Raw genomic sequence first — 14,843 nt, 5'->3', positions numbered from 1 at the left:
GGCACGCTAGACCCTCATGCACGCCGACACCGAGCAGGTCATCGAGCGACCCGATAACCTCACCGCCTCCTGGCTGGCCGCCGCGCTCGGCTCCGGACCCGTCGCCGACTTCGCCGTGGAACGCATCGGCACCGGACAGATGAGCGAGTGCTACCGCGTCCGGCTCAGCTATGCCGATCCCGACGCCGGGGGGCCGGAATCGGTGGTGCTGAAGGTCGCGGCCTCCGATCCGGTGAGCCGGCAGACGGGGTCGGCCCTGGGCCTCTACGAGCGTGAAGTCCGCTTCTACGGCGATATTGCGCCGCGCTTGGGCGGGCCGATAGCGCCGTGCTACCACGCGGCCGTCGACACCGCCACGGGCGTGTTCGATCTGCTGCTCGGCGACGCCGGGCCCGCCGTCGTGGGCGACGAAATCGCCGGCGCCACACCGGAACAGGCCCGCATCGGCGTCGTCGAATTGGGGCGGCTGCACGGCCCGCTACTCGGAGATCCGTCGCTGGCCGATGCGCCGTGGCTCAACCGCGAGACGCCGCTCAATCAGGCGATGATCGCGTCGCTGTACGCTGGCTTCATCGACCGGTACGGCGACCAGATCGCGCCCGAGCACCGCGTCGTGTGCGAGCACCTGGTCGCCGCGTTCGACGGTTACATCGCGGCCGAGTCGGAGCCCGACCGGATCCGTGGCCTGGTGCACGGCGACTACCGCCTGGACAACATGCTGTTCGGCACCGACGGGGCCGACCGCGCGCTGACTGTGGTCGATTGGCAGACGGTTTCCTGGGGACCGGCGTTCACGGACCTGGCGTACTTCCTCGGCTGCGCGCTGCGGGCGCAGGATCGTCGGGACCACTACGACGAGTTCCTGCGCGCGTACCACGACGCGCTGGGCCCGCAGCCGCCCGTCAGCCTGGCCCATGTCGCCGAAGGTGTTCGCCGCCAAACCTTTTTCGGGGTGATGATGGCGATCATCTCGTCGATGCTGGTGGAGCGCACCGACCGCGGCGACCGGATGTTCATGACGATGCTGCAACGCAACTGCGAACACGTGCTCGACACCGACGCGCTGGCGACCCTGCCCGCCGCGACCAAGTCGGAGCCGCTGCGGCCGTCGGAGGACGACGAGCTCGCCCATGACCCGACCGACGAGCCGCTGTGGAGCGAGAGCTGGTATGCCGACTTCGCCGATGCGGCACAGGGATTGGGCGGCTGGTTTCGCCTCGGCCTGATCGCCAACCAGCAGCACGCCCTGGTGCACGTCCTGCTGTGCGGCCCCGACCTGCCGACCGTCGCCGTCGACGCCGAGGTCCCACTGCCGACCGACCCATGGGCGTTGCGCAGCGACGCCTTCGAGCTCGACCACTCCGCCGGCGCCCCGCTGCAGGCCTATCGGGTCGACGTGCGCGCCCAGGCCCGCGCCTACCCGGACCCGTCGGCCTTGCTGCGCGGCGAGCCGGGCACTCCGGTCGAAATGGCGATGAATTTGGAGTGGGCCACCGACGGCGCCCCGTACAAGTACCGGCTGACGACGCGCTACGAAATCCCTTGCCGCGTCTCGGGAACCGTCACGATCGGCGACACCAGCTACCGCGTCGACTCGGTCCCCGGGCAGCGCGACCACTCGTGGGGCGTGCGCGACTGGTGGAGCATGGACTGGATCTGGAGCGCGCTGCACCTCGACGACGGCACCCACCTGCACGGCGTGAACATCCGCATCCCGGGCGCCCCGACGTTCAGCATCGGCTACGTGCAGGACGCCGCGCACAACGTCACCGAGCTGGACACCGTCGCCTCGCGGGAAACGTTCGGCGACAACGGGTTACCGCTGAACGCCACCGTCGACCTGCGCCCCGGTGACATCACCGCGGACATCGAGGCGCGCGGCCACGCCCCGGTGCGCATGCTTGCCAAAGACGGGCGCGTGAGCCAGTTCCCGCGCGCCTGGGTCGGTGTCAAAACCGCGGACGGCCGCAGCGGTGTCGGCTGGGTGGAATGGAACCGCAACCTCGCCGAGTAGGGGCCGGCCCACCCGTCGTGGTGATGGGTGTCTCGGGGTCGGGCAAGTCGACGGTGGGGACGGCGCTGGCGCGACGGCTGGCGGTGCCGTTCGTGGACGCCGACACCCTGCATCCGCCGGCGAACATCGCCAAGATGAGCGCCGGTGAACCGCTCGACGACGACGATCGCCAGCCCTGGCTCGAACGGGTCGGGGAATGGCTGGCCGGCCACCGCGACGGCGCGGTGGCGAGTTGCTCGGCGCTCAAACGCAAATACCGCGACCAGCTCCGGGCGCACTGCCCCGAGGTCGAGTTCCTGCATCTGGCCGGTTCACCGGAACTGATCGGCGGCCGGCTGGCCGCGCGGTCGGGACATTTCATGCCGGCCGCGTTGCTGCGATCCCAGTTCGACGCGTTGGAACCCCTCGGCGCCGACGAGGCGGGCGCCACCGTGGACGCCGGTCAAAGCGTCGACGCGATCGTCGATGCCTTCTTCGCGAGGGGCTGACCGATGTACGGGATCGCGGTCGAGCTCATCGTGGCCTTGCACTTCGCCTTCATCGGCTACGTCGTCATCGGAGGTTTCCTCGCGCTGCGCTGGCGGCGCACCATCTGGCTGCACGTGCCGGCGGTGATCTGGGGCGCGGCCATCGCCACGAAGCGGACGGACTGCCCCCTGACGTGGGCCGAGCGCTGGGCGCGCCGCCATGCCGGCATGCCGGCGCTGCCGCCCGACGGGTTCATCGCCCACTACGTCACCGGGACGCTCTATCCCGCCGACTGGCTGACGGGGGTCCAGCTCACCGCGTTTGCGCTGGTCGCGCTGTCGTGGGGGCTGTATGTTCGGCGCCGGGCCGCGGTGCGCCACAGCGCGCGGCGGGGGCTTCACCGTCGTCCTGCACGCGCTGCTCGTCCCGGAAGACCTTGCGGTCGAACGGGTTAGACACCGGGTGGCGGCCGGCGGCCACCCGGTGCCCGAGGTCAAAATCCGCGAGCGCCACCGCCGATTGGGCGCGCTCGTCGCGGACGCCGTCGCCTTGTCAGACATCGCGGCCGTCTACGACAACACTCGCCTGCGCGGGCCGCGCATCGTCGCGCAACTCAGCGGCGGCGAGGTGGTCGGCTCGCCCGACTGGCCGCAGTGGGCGCCGACGCAACTGTCGGCGCGCTGGCCGAACTGAACGCGCCTACCAGGGAAGGCGCCGGCGGCGGCGGGTCGGGACGCCGTCTCCCACCCGGTCGCGGGCGGTGTCGGCCAGTTCGCTGCCCCGCGCGGCCGCGGCGTTGGCCAACTCGATGCCGCGCAGCCGCGCGATCTCGGCGAGCTCCACACCGCGGTCGCGCGCCGTGTCGGCGAGTTCTTCGCCGCGTTTGCGGGCCTTCTTCGCCAGCGGGGCGCTCTTTTCGGCCGCCGTGCTGGCGAGTTCTTCGCCCCGTTTGCGGGCCTTTTTCGCCAGCGGAGCGCTCTTTTCCGCTGCGGTGCTGGCGAGTTCGCGGCCGCGTTCGAGGGCGGCCTCGGCGTACGGGGCGCCTCTTTCGGCGGCGGTGCTGGCCAGCTCGCGTCCGCGCTCGGCGCCGACCTGGAGGCCGTGCACGATCTTTTCGCTCAGCTCGCCGTCATCCGACCCGGGCAGCGCCGAGGACACCCGCTCGGAGAGCCGCTCCGCGGCCCGGCGACCGCGCCAGCCCAGGGAGGGCTTGCCGGCCGTATCGGCGGACGCGATGATCAGCCCGCCCACCAGGCTGAGGTCGGTCAGAAAGTCCTTGCGCTTCTGGGCTTTCAGCTGCGGGTCGCTCTCGCTCCAGAACATGTGCGCGCCGAGGTTGGCCGGCAGCACCGTGAAGGCAAGTGCGGCCGAGGCGACGCGCGGCGCCTTGCCGATGGCGAGCAGCAAGCCGCCGCCGATCTGGACGGCCGCATTGATCTGAGCGAACGTCTGGGGGTCGCTGGGAATGCTGCTCCCCACCGGATCCGGCAGGGCGCGAAGACCGTCGACCGCCGGCGCCGCGGCTTCGGCCGCCGGCTTGGGATTGAGTAGCGAGTCGATTCCCTGGCCGATGAACACCGCCGACAGCAGGGGCCTCGCGATTCTGCGGATCAACATGGCAGCTGGGTTACCCGGCCGACCGGCGGGCAAACCGCCAGTGCCATCGGCCCTGCTCGCGGCCGGGGCACCGAACCCGGCGATATGGTGGAGCGCGTGCGGGCGCTGATCGTCGTCGACGTGCAAAACGACTTCTGCGAGGGTGGCTCGCTGGCGGTAAATGGCGGTGCGGCGTTGGCCTCCGCCATCACCGGATACCTCGCCGGCGAGCCCGGCTACGATCACGTCGTCGCGACCGCGGATTTCCACGTCGATCCCGGCGACCATTTCTCCGACCGCGCCGACTACCGCTCGTCATGGCCCCCGCATTGCGTCGCGGGCAGCCGCGGCGCAGACTTTCACCCCGGCCTCGACACCACCCGCGTCGAAGCGGTGTTCCGCAAGGGTGACTACGCCGCCGCGTACAGCGGCTTCGAGGGCGTCGACGACGAGGGGACCCCGCTGCTTCAGTGGCTGCGCCGGCGCGGGGTCGACGAGGTCGACGTGGTCGGCATCGCCACCGATCACTGCGTGCGGCGGACCGCCGAGGATGCGGCTAAGGCCGGCCTGAGGACCCGGGTGCTGGTGGACCTGACCGCGGCCGTGGCGGCCGACGCGGCCGCGGAAGCGTTGGGGGAGATGCGAAACCTCGGCATCGAGCTGGTCGGCGGCCCGTGATGGTGGTGCCCCTGGACCGCGAGCACCTGCTCGCCGCGGTGGAACGCTCGCCGCAGGCCGCCGCGGCGCACGACCGTGCCGGATGGGTGGGCCTGTTCACGGGCGACGGCCGGATCGAAGACCCGGTGGGATCGCGCCCCCACGTGGGGCATTCGCAGATCGGCCGCTTCTACGACACCTTCATCGGCCCCCGCGACATCAAATTCCACCGCGATCTCGACATCGTTGCGGGCACCGCCGTGCTGCGCGACCTCGAGCTCGAGGTGTCGATGGGCTCGCGCGTAACGATGTACATCCCAGCCTTCCTGCGCTATGACCTCCGAGAAGACAACGGCCAGTGGAAGATTGCCCACTTGCGGGCCTACTGGGAATTGCCGGCGATGATGCTGCAGTTCCTGCGGGCCGGGTCGCGGGCGGCGTCGCTCGCCGTGACACTGTCGCGTGATTTGTTGGCCAACCAGGGATTCGGGGGGACAGCGGGCTTCCTGGCCGGATTTCGCCGCGCCGGTGCGCGGCGCAAGAGACTGGCGGAGGCCTTCCTCGGCGCGGTCGCCCGCAAGGACGCATCCGCGGCCCTGCGTTCGCTGTCGCCCAGGGCCGCAATAACTTTGGGCGACAACGACCGGCTCGATATCGCCGAACTGGTCGAGCAGCTCGACGGGGCCGGCTGGGCCAAGGTGATCGGCGCGGGGACCACCGTCGCGGTTTCGGTCGGTTCGGCCCACGGGCGCGGCGTCATGCTCTTCGACGCAGCCTGGCCGGGGAACGCGATCGACCGGGTCCGGTACTTCCCCGCCTGATCTTCCTCGGACGGTCGAAGTTAGCCAGGGCCGGATGCTTCTATGTCTTGCCAGGCAAGTGATACTGCCGTAGAAATAGCTGTCACTGAACGGAGGCGGGCAATGGGTGTGGTGCGGATCGTCGGCTTGGGAGTTGCATTCACCGCCGTCGTGACGGTGGGAACGGCCTGCACGGTAACCACCACCACGTCGTCTTCCTCGTCGAGCTCGTCCAAGCCGACGTCGTCCACCACGACATCGAGTTCGGCGACATCGACCACGTCGAGCACGCCGTCCGGGGTTGCGCCGCTGGGCGACTACACCTACCTGCTGCTGCAGGCCAGCGATATCGGGCCCGACGCCGCGACCACGGCGCCGCCCGTGCAGAACCCCGGAGGTATCGCCGGAGCCGGCGTGACCTACGCCAATCCTGATCGGACGCGGAGCATCGACGACCTCGTTGTGGTCTTCACCGACCCGGCGACCGCCGCGCAGCAAGCCAAGGAGCGCGCGTCGTCGTACGGCAAATACGTCACCGGGACGCCCCAGCCGTTCGAGGTCGGGACCAACGGCCTGATCGCGGTGGGGACGTCGCCCGACAATTCCAAATCGGTGACGTATGTGACGTTCGCCGAGGGGAGGGTGGGCGTCGACCTGGAGTTCGACAGTGCGCCCAACGATCCCGCCCCGCGCGACGTCGTGCTGGACATGGCCCGCAGGCAAGATCAGCTCGTCAAGGACCGGTTGCCCGCCTAGGAGCGTTCAGCGCGCGACCATCAACGCCAGCGTGCCCGCGGACAGGCACAGGTAGGCGCCGGGAAACGCGATGTTGTAGAAGACCCGTGCCCGCAGGTGCGTAACCACGGCGCCGACGAAGAACAGCACCAAGCCGGTGGCGGCCGCAATTCCCAACGCGCGCAGGCCCACCAGCCCGACCACCAGCCCGGCAGCCCCGGCCAGCTTTATCGCCACCAGTGGCCGCAGCCACGAGCGCGGCACCCCCACCTCGGCCGAGTTCGCCAGGACGAAGCCGGCGGGAATCAGGTCGGCCACCGCTACTCCAGCGGTGACGACGGCGGTTGTCAGCGTGATCGCGATATACGCGGTATGCATGTTCGTCATCTGCTTCAAGCCCTTGTCCTACTTGGTTTTTCCGCGGCGGCGATCCGGATGGCCGCAGCGCGCGTCGCGGCGCACAATCGGTAGGGTCATGGTGCTGGTCTCCTTTGCGACAGAGAGTTCGATGGATGCGTTCACCGTCTTGACGACTCCCACGCGGAAAAGGTGACCCATGAGCGCACCAAAGGATCTGGCGGATCTCGCGGAACGGTTCGACGCGGATCGACGACACCTGAGGTCGGTCGCGTTTCAGCTGCTCGGCTCGGTGGCCGACGCCGACGACGCCGTCCAGTCGGCCTGGCTGAAGGCCAGCGGCACGGCTTTTGACGACATCCGCAACCTCACCGGCTGGTTCACCACCATCACCGCCCACGCGGCCATCGACCAGCTCCGGGCGCGCGGGCGGCGCGCCGAGCAACCACTCGGCGATCCCCACGAGCTCGACCGGCTCGCGGGGGCCGCGGCGGCCCCGGCGGACGAGGACGCGCTGCTGGCGGACTCGGTCGGCAGCGCCCTGCTCGTCGTGCTCGACCGGCTCTCCCCCGCGGAGCGGGTGGCCTTCGTGCTGCACGACGTGTTCGCCATGCCGTTCGAGGAGGTCGCCCGCCTCCTGGACCGGTCGCCGGCCGCGGCGAAGAAACTGGCAAGCCGGGCCCGGGCACGCCTGCACGCCCGGCCGGCGGTCGAACCGGCCCGTGCGGCCCAGCACCTCGCGGTCGTCGAGGCGTTTCTCGCGGCCTCCCGCGGCGGCGATATCGCCGCCCTGCTGGAGCTGCTGGCGCCCGACGTGGTGCGCCGGGTCGACGCGGCGCTGGTCCCCGCCGATGTGGCGACCGAGGTGCGCGGAGCGCGGGAAGTCGCCGAGGAGACCCGCCGCTTCACCCGCCGCGCGCGGGCCGGCGTGGTCCTGCTCATCGACGGCGTCCCGGGCATCGTCCTCGCGCCCCGCGGCCGCGCACAGGCCATGCTGCGGATCGGCGTCGGCCCGGACGACCGCATCCACACCATCGACATCACCAACGAGCCCGAGCGGCTGCGGCGGGCCGTTTTGACACTGCCGAGCGAGCCGTCGCCCCAAGCCCGCCGCCCCGACGGGTACCAGGGAGATCCCAAACAGCCCGCGCGGGGGCCCGCTACCGGGCAACATCGGGAGCACCATGCTCGATAAGCCGTTCGGCCGGCGAAGCCTGCTGCGGGGCGCGGGTGCGCTCACCGCGGCCTCGCTGGCGCCCTGGGCGGCCGGCTGCGACCGCGACGACGACGCGTTGACCTTCTTCTTCGCGGCCAATCCCGAGGAGCGGGATCGCAGGATGCGCATCGTCGACGAATTCCAGCGCCACCACCCCGACATCAAGGTTCGGGCGGTGTTGTCCGCGCCGGGCGTCATGCAGCAGCTGTCGACGTTTTGCGCCGGCGGCAAGTGCCCGGACGTGCTGATGGCGTGGGAACTGACCTATGCCGAGCTGGCCGCCAAGGGGGTGCTGCTGGACCTCAACACCATGCTTGCCCGCGACCAGGCGTTTGCGGCGGAACTCAGGTCCGACGGCATCCCGTCGCTGTATGACACCTTCGCGTTCAACGGGGGCCAGTACGCGCTCCCGGAGCAATGGTCCGGAAACTTCCTCTTTTACAACAGGCGGCTTTTCGACGAGGCCGGGGCGTCGCCGCCGCCCAGAACGTGGGACCAGCCGTGGAATTTCGCGGAATTCCTCGACACCGCCCACGCCCTGACCAAGAGAAGCGGATCGGGGCGCACCACCCAATGGGGCTTCGTCAACATGTTTGTTTCGTACTACTCGGCCGGACTGTTCGCGATGAACAACGGGGTACCGTGGTCCACGCCGCTGAAGAACCCGACCCACTTCAACTTCGGCGACGACGCGTTCATCGAGGCGGTGCAGTTCTACGCCGACCTGTCCAACAAGCACAGGGTGGCGCCCAACGCATCCGAGGTGCAGTCGATGTCCACACCCGATCTCTTCGCGGCGGGCAGGGCCGCGATGGCGCTGGGCGGCCACTGGCGATACCAGACCGTCATCCGAGCCGACGGTCTGGACTTCGACGTCGCCCCGTTGCCGGTGGGACCACGCCGGCAGGGTCAGGCCGCCCGCTCCAACATCGGTTCCACCGGGCTGGCCATCTCCGCGAGCAGTCAACGCAAGGAGCAGGCGTGGGAATTCGTGAAGTTTGCGACCGGGCCCGTCGGCCAGGCCTTGACCGGTGAATCGACATTGTTCGTGCCGGTGCTGCGCTCCGCGCTCAACTCGACCGGATTCGCCGAATCACACCACAGGATCCGCAATCTGGACGTGCTCACCCAAGGGCCGGCGTATTCGGACGGACTGCCGGTCACCCCGGCATGGGAAAAGGTCGTCGCCTTGATGGACCGCAACTTCGGACCCGTGCTACGCGGATCCCGGCCGGCGACGTCACTCACCGAGCTGTCGGCTTCCCTCGACGAGGTGCTACATAATCCATGACATCCGTTGACACACCCGCCGAGTCCGGTCGGGTGGCCGGGGCGGGCCCGTTGCGACGGCGGGCCCGGGCCGGCCGGCTGTTCGTCGCGCCGAACCTGGCGGCGGTCGCGGTGTTCATGCTGTTTCCGCTCGGGTTCTCGCTGTACATGAGCTTCCAGCGGTGGGACGTGTTCAGCCCGCCGAAGTTTGTGGCCCTGAAGAACTTCAAAGATCTCTTCACTGCCGACCCGCTGTTTCTCATCGCGATCCGCAACACGGTGATCTTCACGCTGGGGACCGTCGTGCCCACCCTGGTCATCAGCCTCGTGGTGGCCGGCGTGCTGAACCGGAATGTCAAGGGCATCGGCATTTTCCGCACGATCGTCTTCCTGCCGCTGGCCATCTCGTCGGTGGTGATGGCGGTCGTGTGGCAGTTCGTCTTCAACACCGACAACGGGCTGCTCAACATCATGCTCGGCTGGGTCGGGATCGGGCCGATCCCGTGGCTGGTCGATCCCAAGTGGGCGATGGCTTCGCTGTGCATCGTCAGCGTCTGGCGCAGCGTGCCGTTCGCCACCGTCATCCTGCTCGCGGCGATGCAGGGGGTGCCCGAAAGCGTTTACGAGGCGGCCAGGATCGACGGGGCGGGCGAGATACGGCAATTCGCGTTCATCACAGTGCCGCTGATCCGGGGAGCGATGTCTTTCGTGGTGGTCATCTCGATCATCCACGCGTTCCAGGCGTTCGACATGGTCTACGTCCTCAACGGCCCGAACGGTGGGCCCGAAAGCGCTACCTATGTGCTGGGCATCATGCTGTTCCAGCACGCGTTCTCGTTCCTGGAATTCGGCTACGCGTCGGCGCTGGCCTGGGTGATGTTCGCGATCTTGCTCGTGCTGACCGTGGTGCAGTTGCGCCTCGCGCGGCAGCGTTCCTTGGAGGCTTCCGGTGGTCTTGGCTGAGCGGGTCTTCAAGCGCAACGTCTTTCGCGCCGTTGTGGTGTACACCGCGCTGACCGCGATCGCGTGGTGCTGGCTGTTCCCGATCGCCTGGGCCGTGTCCGGCTCGCTGAAAAGCGAAGGCGAGGTGACCGAGCCCAGGCTGTTGCCGGCGCATCCGCGGTGGTCCAACTACACCGAGGTGTTCTCGCTGATGCCGTTCTGGCGCATGTTTTTCAACACCGTGCTCTACGCTGGGTGCGTCACGGCCGGGCAGGTCTTCTTCTGCTCGCTGGCCGGATATGCGTTCGCGCGACTGCAGTTTCGCGGCCGGGAAACGTTGTTTGTGTTGTACCTGGGCACGTTGATGGTGCCGCTGACCGTGACGGTGATCCCGCAGTTCATTCTGATGCGGACCCTGGGTTGGGTCGACACGCCGTGGGCGATGATCGTGCCGGGTTTGTTCGGCAGCGCCTTCGGCACCTATCTCATGCGGCAGTTCTTCCGCACGCTGCCAACCGATCTCGAGGAGGCTGCAATCCTGGACGGTTGTTCCCCATGGCAGATCTATTGGCGCATCCTGCTGCCGCACGCCAGGCCGGCGGTCCTGGTGCTCGCCGTGCTCACCTGGGTCAACGTGTGGAACGACTTCCTGTGGCCGCTGCTGATGCTTCAGCGCAACAGCCTGGCGACGCTGACGCTCGGCCTGGTCAGGCTGCGCGGCGAATACGTCGCCCGCTGGCCGGTGATCATGGCCACCTCCATGCTGATCATGGTGCCCCTGGTCGTCATCTACGCGTTCGCCCAGCGCTCGTTCGTCCGCGGCATCGCCGTCACCGGAATGAACGGGTAGCCATGGCATCGGTCAGTTTCGAGCAGGCGACGCGGCGCTATCCGGGTACCGAGCGACCGGCCCTCGATGGCCTCGATCTCGAGGTCGGGGACGGCGAATTCGTAGTCCTGGTCGGGCCGTCCGGCTGCGGCAAGACGACCTCGCTGCGGATGGTGGCCGGACTGGAAACGCTGGACGCCGGGCGTATCCGGATCGGGGACCGCGACGTCACCAACGTTGACCCGAAGGATCGCGACGTGGCGATGGTCTTTCAGAACTACGCGCTCTACCCGCACATGACGGTGGCGCAGAACATGGGCTTTGCACTGAAGATCGCCAAAACCCCGAAGGCCGAGATCCGCGAGCACGTGCTGGCCGCGGCGAAACTGCTTGACCTGCAGCCGTACCTGGATCGCAAGCCCAAAGACCTGTCCGGTGGGCAGCGCCAGCGGGTCGCGATGGGCCGTGCCATCGTGCGACGCCCGCAGGTCTTCCTGATGGACGAGCCGTTGAGCAACCTCGACGCCAAGTTGCGCGTGCAGACCCGCAACCAGATCGCCGCCCTGCAGCGGCGGCTCGGCACCACCACGGTGTACGTCACCCATGACCAGGTGGAGGCCATGACCATGGGGGACCGGGTCGCCGTGCTGTGCGACGGGGTGCTGCAACAGTTTGCGACGCCGCGCGAGCTGTACCGCAACCCCGACAATGTCTTCGTCGCGGGATTCATCGGGTCCCCGGCGATGAACCTGTTCACGCTTCCCGTCGTGGACTCCTCGGTGTCGCTGGGGGACTGGCCGATCCGGGTGCCGCGCGAGATCGACGGTGCCGCAGACGAGGTCGGCCAGATCGTCGTGGGGGTCCGCCCCGAACACTTCGAACTGGGCGGCCTCGGCGTCGAGATGGAAGTCGACGTGGTGGAGGAGCTCGGCGCGGACGCCTATCTCTACGGCCGAATCACGGGTTCGGGCAAGGTGATCAGCCAACCCGTAGTCGCGCGCGCCGACGGGCGTCACCCACCGGAAAAGGGCAGCCGCGTGCGCCTACACCCTGAGCCCGGACACTTGCACTTCTTCGGCACCGACGGCCGCAGGATTTGTTGAGCGGCTATGCGCTCGCGCATCCGATCGCGTGCAGCCGACGCTGGACGCGCGCGATGTCGTCGTCGGAGGGCATCGCGTTGGTGACGTGGGTGATCGCCACCCCGACATCGGCGCTGCTGATCGGCGCACATCTGCGCATAATGAGTTCTCTTGTGATGGTGTTGATCTCGTCGTTGGATACGCGCCGGTGCGACAAAGCGGCCAGCGGCGCGTAACCCGTCGCCGGCATGCCGGTGGGGTACCCGGCGCGCAAAAAAGCGACAATGCTCGACACCCAATGGGACAGGTCCATAACGTCCACCTCGCTCACCGCCACACGCTGTGCATTAGCGGCACTTAGCAACGTAGCAGCGGCAACGCAATCAGCCCGGTAAGGCCACGCAGTTACTTACGACTAATTTATTGATTTCTCATGCTTACCGCTGAATCCTTAGCGCTTTGGCCGTTATGGACCGGCACAGGCTCGAGGCGCGGATGCTGTTATCGGCAACAATGACTATCGAGCGCCCACGCGCGACGATTGTCTCGCCAACACCGCGCCGAATGCCAAAGGGAGTCGCCCCGATGATCCCCTATTCCGACGGTATCCCGGCCCGTCGGTTTCCCATCGTGAACTCCGCGCTGATCGCTGGCAGCGGTGTCGCTTTCTTCGCCCACGTCGGCGGATTCGTCTTCGGTTTCGGAGTGGCGCGAGTGCTGGTCGGTACCGACCGGCTCGCGGTTCGGCAACCCGAGGGGAGTGGACGATGACACCGAAAATCGTGCCCGGCCGGCCCGACCCGCTCGGCGCCACATCCGATGCGACGGGCACCAACTTCGCGGTCGCCTCCGGCGGTGACGAGGTGACACTGTGCCTGTTCGACGCTGACGGAGCCGAGACGCAGCTGGTGATGCCCGACCGCGACGGCGACGTCTGGCACGGCTTCGTGCCCGGGATCGGCCCGGGACAGGCCTACGGATTTCGGGTCGCCGGCCGCTTCGACCCCGGCCGCGGCTTGCGCTACAACCCGGCCAAGCTACTGCTGGACCCGTACGCACGCGCAATCGCGGGCGATGTGCGCTTCGGACCTGAGGTGGTCGGTCATTCCCTGGAAAACCCCTCGACGCCAAGCCCTCTGGACTCGGCCCAGCATGTCCCGAGGAGCCTCGTTTGCGCGGCGCTCCCGCCGCTCGGCGTAGCCAAGCCCCGGCATGCGCTCGCCGACAGCATTCTCTACGAGGTTCACCTTCGCGGCTTCACCGCCAGCCATCCGGGCGTTCCCGAGGAACTGCGCGGTACCTATGCGGGCCTTGCCCACGAAGCGGCGCTGCAACACCTGACCGACCTGGGCGTCACCGCGGTGGAACTATTGCCCGTCCACCGCAGCGTGCCCGAGCAATTCCTCCTCGAGCGGGGCCTGACGAACTACTGGGGGTACAACACGATCGGGTTCTTTGCGCCGCAGGCAAACTACTCCGCCGCGGCGCGCGCCGGCCACGCGGGCGCCGAGGTCGAGGAATTCCGCGCGATGGTCGACGCCCTTCATGCCGCGGATTTGGAAGTGATCCTGGACGTTGTGTTCAACCACACGGCCGAGGGCGGAGCCGGCGGGCCCACCCTGTCTTTCCGCGGGCTCGACAACCCGGCGTACTACCGGCTCGTTCCGGCCGACCCGAGCAGCTACTACGACACGACCGGGACCGGCAATTCGTTGAACACCGACAATCCCACGACGCTGCGGTTGATCATGGACTCCCTTCGCTATTGGCTGTCGCAGATGGGAGTCGACGGTTTTCGGTTCGACCTGGCGGCCACCCTCGGCCGGGCGGGCGGCGCGTTCGACCCGGTGTCCGCGTTCTTCGATGTCGTCGGTCAAGACCCGGTGATTTCGCAGGCAAAACTGATCGCCGAACCGTGGGACGTCGGCCAGCTGGACAGCTACGAGGTGGGCCGGTTCCCGCCGCTGTGGAGCGAATGGAACGGACGCTTCCGCGACACCGTCCGAGACTGGTGGCGCAGCCAGGACGGGCGTCTGGCGGAGTTCGCGTCCCGGCTGTGCGGTTCATCGGACATTTACGGGGACCGTGCGGAGGGGAGACGCCCGAGCGCATCGGTCAACTTCGTCACCGTGCACGACGGATTCACGCTGCGCGACCTTGTGTCCTACGACCAGAAGCACAACGAGGCGAACGGTGAAAACAACCGCGACGGCACCGACGACAACCGGTCATGGAACTGCGGGGTGGAGGGGCCGACCGACGATCCCGATGTGGTGGCGCTGCGCGCACGCCAGCAGCGCGCGTTCCTGCTGACCCTGTTGCTGTCCGGCGGTGTCCCGATGCTGCTGGGTGGCGACGAGTTGGGCCGCACCCAGCGAGGCAACAACAACGCCTACTGCCAGGACAACGAGATCACGTGGTTTGACTGGTCCGCGCCCGACGACGACCTCATCGGCTTCACCACCGACCTCATCGCGCTGCGCCGCCGTCACCCCGTGTTCCGCAGGCGCCGCTTCCTCACCGGCGCCTCCGCCGCGGACCTGCGCTGGTTCACGCCCACCGGCGCCGACATGACCTCTCAGGACTGGATGGATCCCGCTGCGCGCAGCATCGCGTTGTTCATCGACGGCACAACCGATCCCGACGTCGCCCCCGATGGCACGCCGATGGTCGACGACGACTTTCTGGTATTCGTCAACGCCTGGTGGGAGCCGTTGGCCTTCGCTGTGCCGGCAGATCTTGCGCTCCGGCCGTGGGACATCGTCTGCGACTCCTTCGACCCCAAGCGAACCGGACGCGTCGGGCAGCAGCTGGAGGTCGGGCCGCGGTCCGCGGTGGTCCTGCGATCCACTGGCGCGCCGTAACCCCGTTTGGCCGC

Annotated in this window: 16 protein-coding genes and 1 pseudogene; 14 read left to right on the top strand and 3 right to left on the bottom strand. The window is 68.3% G+C overall.

Features of this window, described 5'->3' with window-relative positions:
* Positions 1-16 precede the first annotated feature (16 nt).
* From A9X00_RS17605 to A9X00_RS17590, 4 genes and pseudogenes are all read left to right on the top strand, one after another.
* Entirely contained in the window at positions 17-2,014 is a 1,998-nt protein-coding gene (locus A9X00_RS17605; RefSeq protein ID WP_067156001.1) for a phosphotransferase, read from the top strand.
* Entirely contained in the window at positions 1,990-2,502 is a 513-nt protein-coding gene (locus tag A9X00_RS17600) for a gluconokinase (protein ID WP_067155998.1), read from the top strand. The genes A9X00_RS17605 and A9X00_RS17600 overlap by 25 nt, the downstream gene beginning before the upstream one ends.
* Positions 2,503-2,505: 3 nt before the next feature.
* Positions 2,506-2,937: a DUF2784 domain-containing protein gene (locus A9X00_RS17595; protein WP_082975349.1), complete on the top strand. Its 432-nt coding sequence runs from the start codon at positions 2,506-2,508 to the stop codon at positions 2,935-2,937.
* Positions 2,861-3,175 (top strand): annotated as a pseudogene (locus tag A9X00_RS17590) (ATPase); the annotation flags it as partial. The gene A9X00_RS17595 and the pseudogene A9X00_RS17590, both read left to right, overlap by 77 nt.
* Positions 3,176-3,181: 6 nt before the next feature.
* On the opposite strand, the gene A9X00_RS17585 reads toward A9X00_RS17590, so the two are convergent.
* Positions 3,182-4,099, bottom strand: coding sequence for a DoxX family protein (locus A9X00_RS17585; protein WP_067155995.1), 918 nt, complete (start codon positions 4,097-4,099; stop codon positions 3,182-3,184).
* 96 nt (positions 4,100-4,195) lie between these two features.
* On the opposite strand from A9X00_RS17585, the gene pncA reads away from it, so the two are divergent.
* The 3 genes from pncA (at position 4,196) to A9X00_RS17570 (ending at position 6,291) form a co-directional block, all read left to right on the top strand.
* Positions 4,196-4,756, top strand: coding sequence for a pyrazinamidase PncA (gene pncA, locus A9X00_RS17580; protein ID WP_156772150.1), 561 nt, complete (start codon positions 4,196-4,198; stop codon positions 4,754-4,756).
* Entirely contained in the window at positions 4,756-5,556 is an 801-nt protein-coding gene (locus tag A9X00_RS17575; RefSeq protein ID WP_067155989.1) for a ketosteroid isomerase family protein, read from the top strand. The genes pncA and A9X00_RS17575 overlap by 1 nt, the downstream gene beginning before the upstream one ends.
* A 102-nt stretch (positions 5,557-5,658) precedes the next feature.
* Entirely contained in the window at positions 5,659-6,291 is a 633-nt protein-coding gene (locus A9X00_RS17570; protein WP_067155986.1) for a hypothetical protein, read from the top strand.
* A gap of 6 nt (positions 6,292-6,297) precedes the next feature.
* Here A9X00_RS17570 and A9X00_RS17565 read toward each other — a convergent pair whose 3' ends face one another.
* Positions 6,298-6,657 carry a DoxX family protein gene (locus A9X00_RS17565; protein ID WP_369830766.1) on the bottom strand — a complete coding sequence of 120 codons (360 nt, stop codon included), beginning with the start codon at positions 6,655-6,657 and terminating at the stop codon, positions 6,298-6,300.
* 169 nt (positions 6,658-6,826) lie between these two features.
* Between A9X00_RS17565 and A9X00_RS17560 the strand changes: the two genes are divergently transcribed.
* The 5 genes from A9X00_RS17560 to A9X00_RS17540 are packed head-to-tail and all read left to right on the top strand — an operon-like array spanning position 6,827 to position 11,986.
* A complete protein-coding gene (locus A9X00_RS17560) occupies positions 6,827-7,822 on the top strand; it encodes a sigma-70 family RNA polymerase sigma factor (protein ID WP_067155983.1) in 996 nt (331 codons plus the stop codon).
* Positions 7,812-9,134, top strand: a complete 1,323-nt coding sequence (locus tag A9X00_RS17555; protein ID WP_067155980.1) for a sugar ABC transporter substrate-binding protein — start codon at positions 7,812-7,814, stop codon at positions 9,132-9,134. The genes A9X00_RS17560 and A9X00_RS17555 overlap by 11 nt, the downstream gene beginning before the upstream one ends.
* Positions 9,131-10,075, top strand: a complete 945-nt coding sequence (locus A9X00_RS17550) for a carbohydrate ABC transporter permease (protein ID WP_067155977.1) — start codon at positions 9,131-9,133, stop codon at positions 10,073-10,075. Before A9X00_RS17555 ends, A9X00_RS17550 begins: the two co-directional genes overlap by 4 nt.
* The gene (locus A9X00_RS17545) at positions 10,068-10,904 is read left to right on the top strand and encodes a carbohydrate ABC transporter permease (RefSeq protein WP_369830765.1); all 837 of its coding nucleotides are present in this window, start codon (positions 10,068-10,070) and stop codon (positions 10,902-10,904) included. The genes A9X00_RS17550 and A9X00_RS17545 overlap by 8 nt, the downstream gene beginning before the upstream one ends.
* Before the next feature lie 2 nt (positions 10,905-10,906).
* Positions 10,907-11,986, top strand: coding sequence for an ABC transporter ATP-binding protein (locus A9X00_RS17540; protein ID WP_067155971.1), 1,080 nt, complete (start codon positions 10,907-10,909; stop codon positions 11,984-11,986).
* A 4-nt stretch (positions 11,987-11,990) separates the two neighbouring features.
* Here A9X00_RS17540 and A9X00_RS17535 read toward each other — a convergent pair whose 3' ends face one another.
* Positions 11,991-12,278, bottom strand: coding sequence for a DUF3349 domain-containing protein (locus A9X00_RS17535; RefSeq protein ID WP_067156063.1), 288 nt, complete (start codon positions 12,276-12,278; stop codon positions 11,991-11,993).
* 272 nt (positions 12,279-12,550) lie between these two features.
* On the opposite strand from A9X00_RS17535, the gene A9X00_RS17530 reads away from it, so the two are divergent.
* The gene (locus tag A9X00_RS17530; RefSeq protein WP_067155967.1) at positions 12,551-12,736 is read left to right on the top strand and encodes a hypothetical protein; all 186 of its coding nucleotides are present in this window, start codon (positions 12,551-12,553) and stop codon (positions 12,734-12,736) included.
* Positions 12,733-14,829, top strand: coding sequence for a glycogen debranching protein GlgX (gene glgX, locus A9X00_RS17525; RefSeq protein ID WP_067155964.1), 2,097 nt, complete (start codon positions 12,733-12,735; stop codon positions 14,827-14,829). Before A9X00_RS17530 ends, glgX begins: the two co-directional genes overlap by 4 nt.
* Positions 14,830-14,843 lie beyond the last annotated feature (14 nt).

The organism is Mycobacterium sp. 1245805.9, from assembly GCF_001672915.1.
Lineage (GTDB): Bacteria > Actinomycetota > Actinomycetes > Mycobacteriales > Mycobacteriaceae > Mycobacterium.
Note: the sequence above shows the minus strand (reverse complement) of the source record. Positions and strands in the feature narration are given on the sequence as shown.

Excerpts from the sequence above, each read along its gene's own strand:
- A9X00_RS17570 (WP_067155986.1), top strand. The coding sequence starts at position 5,659 with ATGGGTGTGGTGCGGATCGTCGGCTTGGGAGTTGCATTCACCGCCGTC.
- A9X00_RS17605 (WP_067156001.1), top strand. The coding sequence starts at position 17 with ATGCACGCCGACACCGAGCAGGTCATCGAGCGACCCGATAACCTCACC.
- A9X00_RS17555 (WP_067155980.1), top strand. The coding sequence starts at position 7,812 with ATGCTCGATAAGCCGTTCGGCCGGCGAAGCCTGCTGCGGGGCGCGGGT.
- A9X00_RS17535 (WP_067156063.1), bottom strand. The coding sequence starts at position 12,278 with ATGGACCTGTCCCATTGGGTGTCGAGCATTGTCGCTTTTTTGCGCGCC.
- A9X00_RS17575 (WP_067155989.1), top strand. The coding sequence starts at position 4,756 with ATGGTGGTGCCCCTGGACCGCGAGCACCTGCTCGCCGCGGTGGAACGC.
- A9X00_RS17560 (WP_067155983.1), top strand. The coding sequence starts at position 6,827 with ATGAGCGCACCAAAGGATCTGGCGGATCTCGCGGAACGGTTCGACGCG.
- A9X00_RS17585 (WP_067155995.1), bottom strand. The coding sequence starts at position 4,099 with ATGTTGATCCGCAGAATCGCGAGGCCCCTGCTGTCGGCGGTGTTCATC.
- A9X00_RS17540 (WP_067155971.1), top strand. The coding sequence starts at position 10,907 with ATGGCATCGGTCAGTTTCGAGCAGGCGACGCGGCGCTATCCGGGTACC.
- glgX (WP_067155964.1), top strand. The coding sequence starts at position 12,733 with ATGACACCGAAAATCGTGCCCGGCCGGCCCGACCCGCTCGGCGCCACA.
- A9X00_RS17565 (WP_369830766.1), bottom strand. The coding sequence starts at position 6,657 with ATGACGAACATGCATACCGCGTATATCGCGATCACGCTGACAACCGCC.
- A9X00_RS17550 (WP_067155977.1), top strand. The coding sequence starts at position 9,131 with ATGACATCCGTTGACACACCCGCCGAGTCCGGTCGGGTGGCCGGGGCG.
- A9X00_RS17595 (WP_082975349.1), top strand. The coding sequence starts at position 2,506 with ATGTACGGGATCGCGGTCGAGCTCATCGTGGCCTTGCACTTCGCCTTC.
- A9X00_RS17530 (WP_067155967.1), top strand. The coding sequence starts at position 12,551 with ATGATCCCCTATTCCGACGGTATCCCGGCCCGTCGGTTTCCCATCGTG.
- A9X00_RS17600 (WP_067155998.1), top strand. The coding sequence starts at position 1,990 with ATGGAACCGCAACCTCGCCGAGTAGGGGCCGGCCCACCCGTCGTGGTG.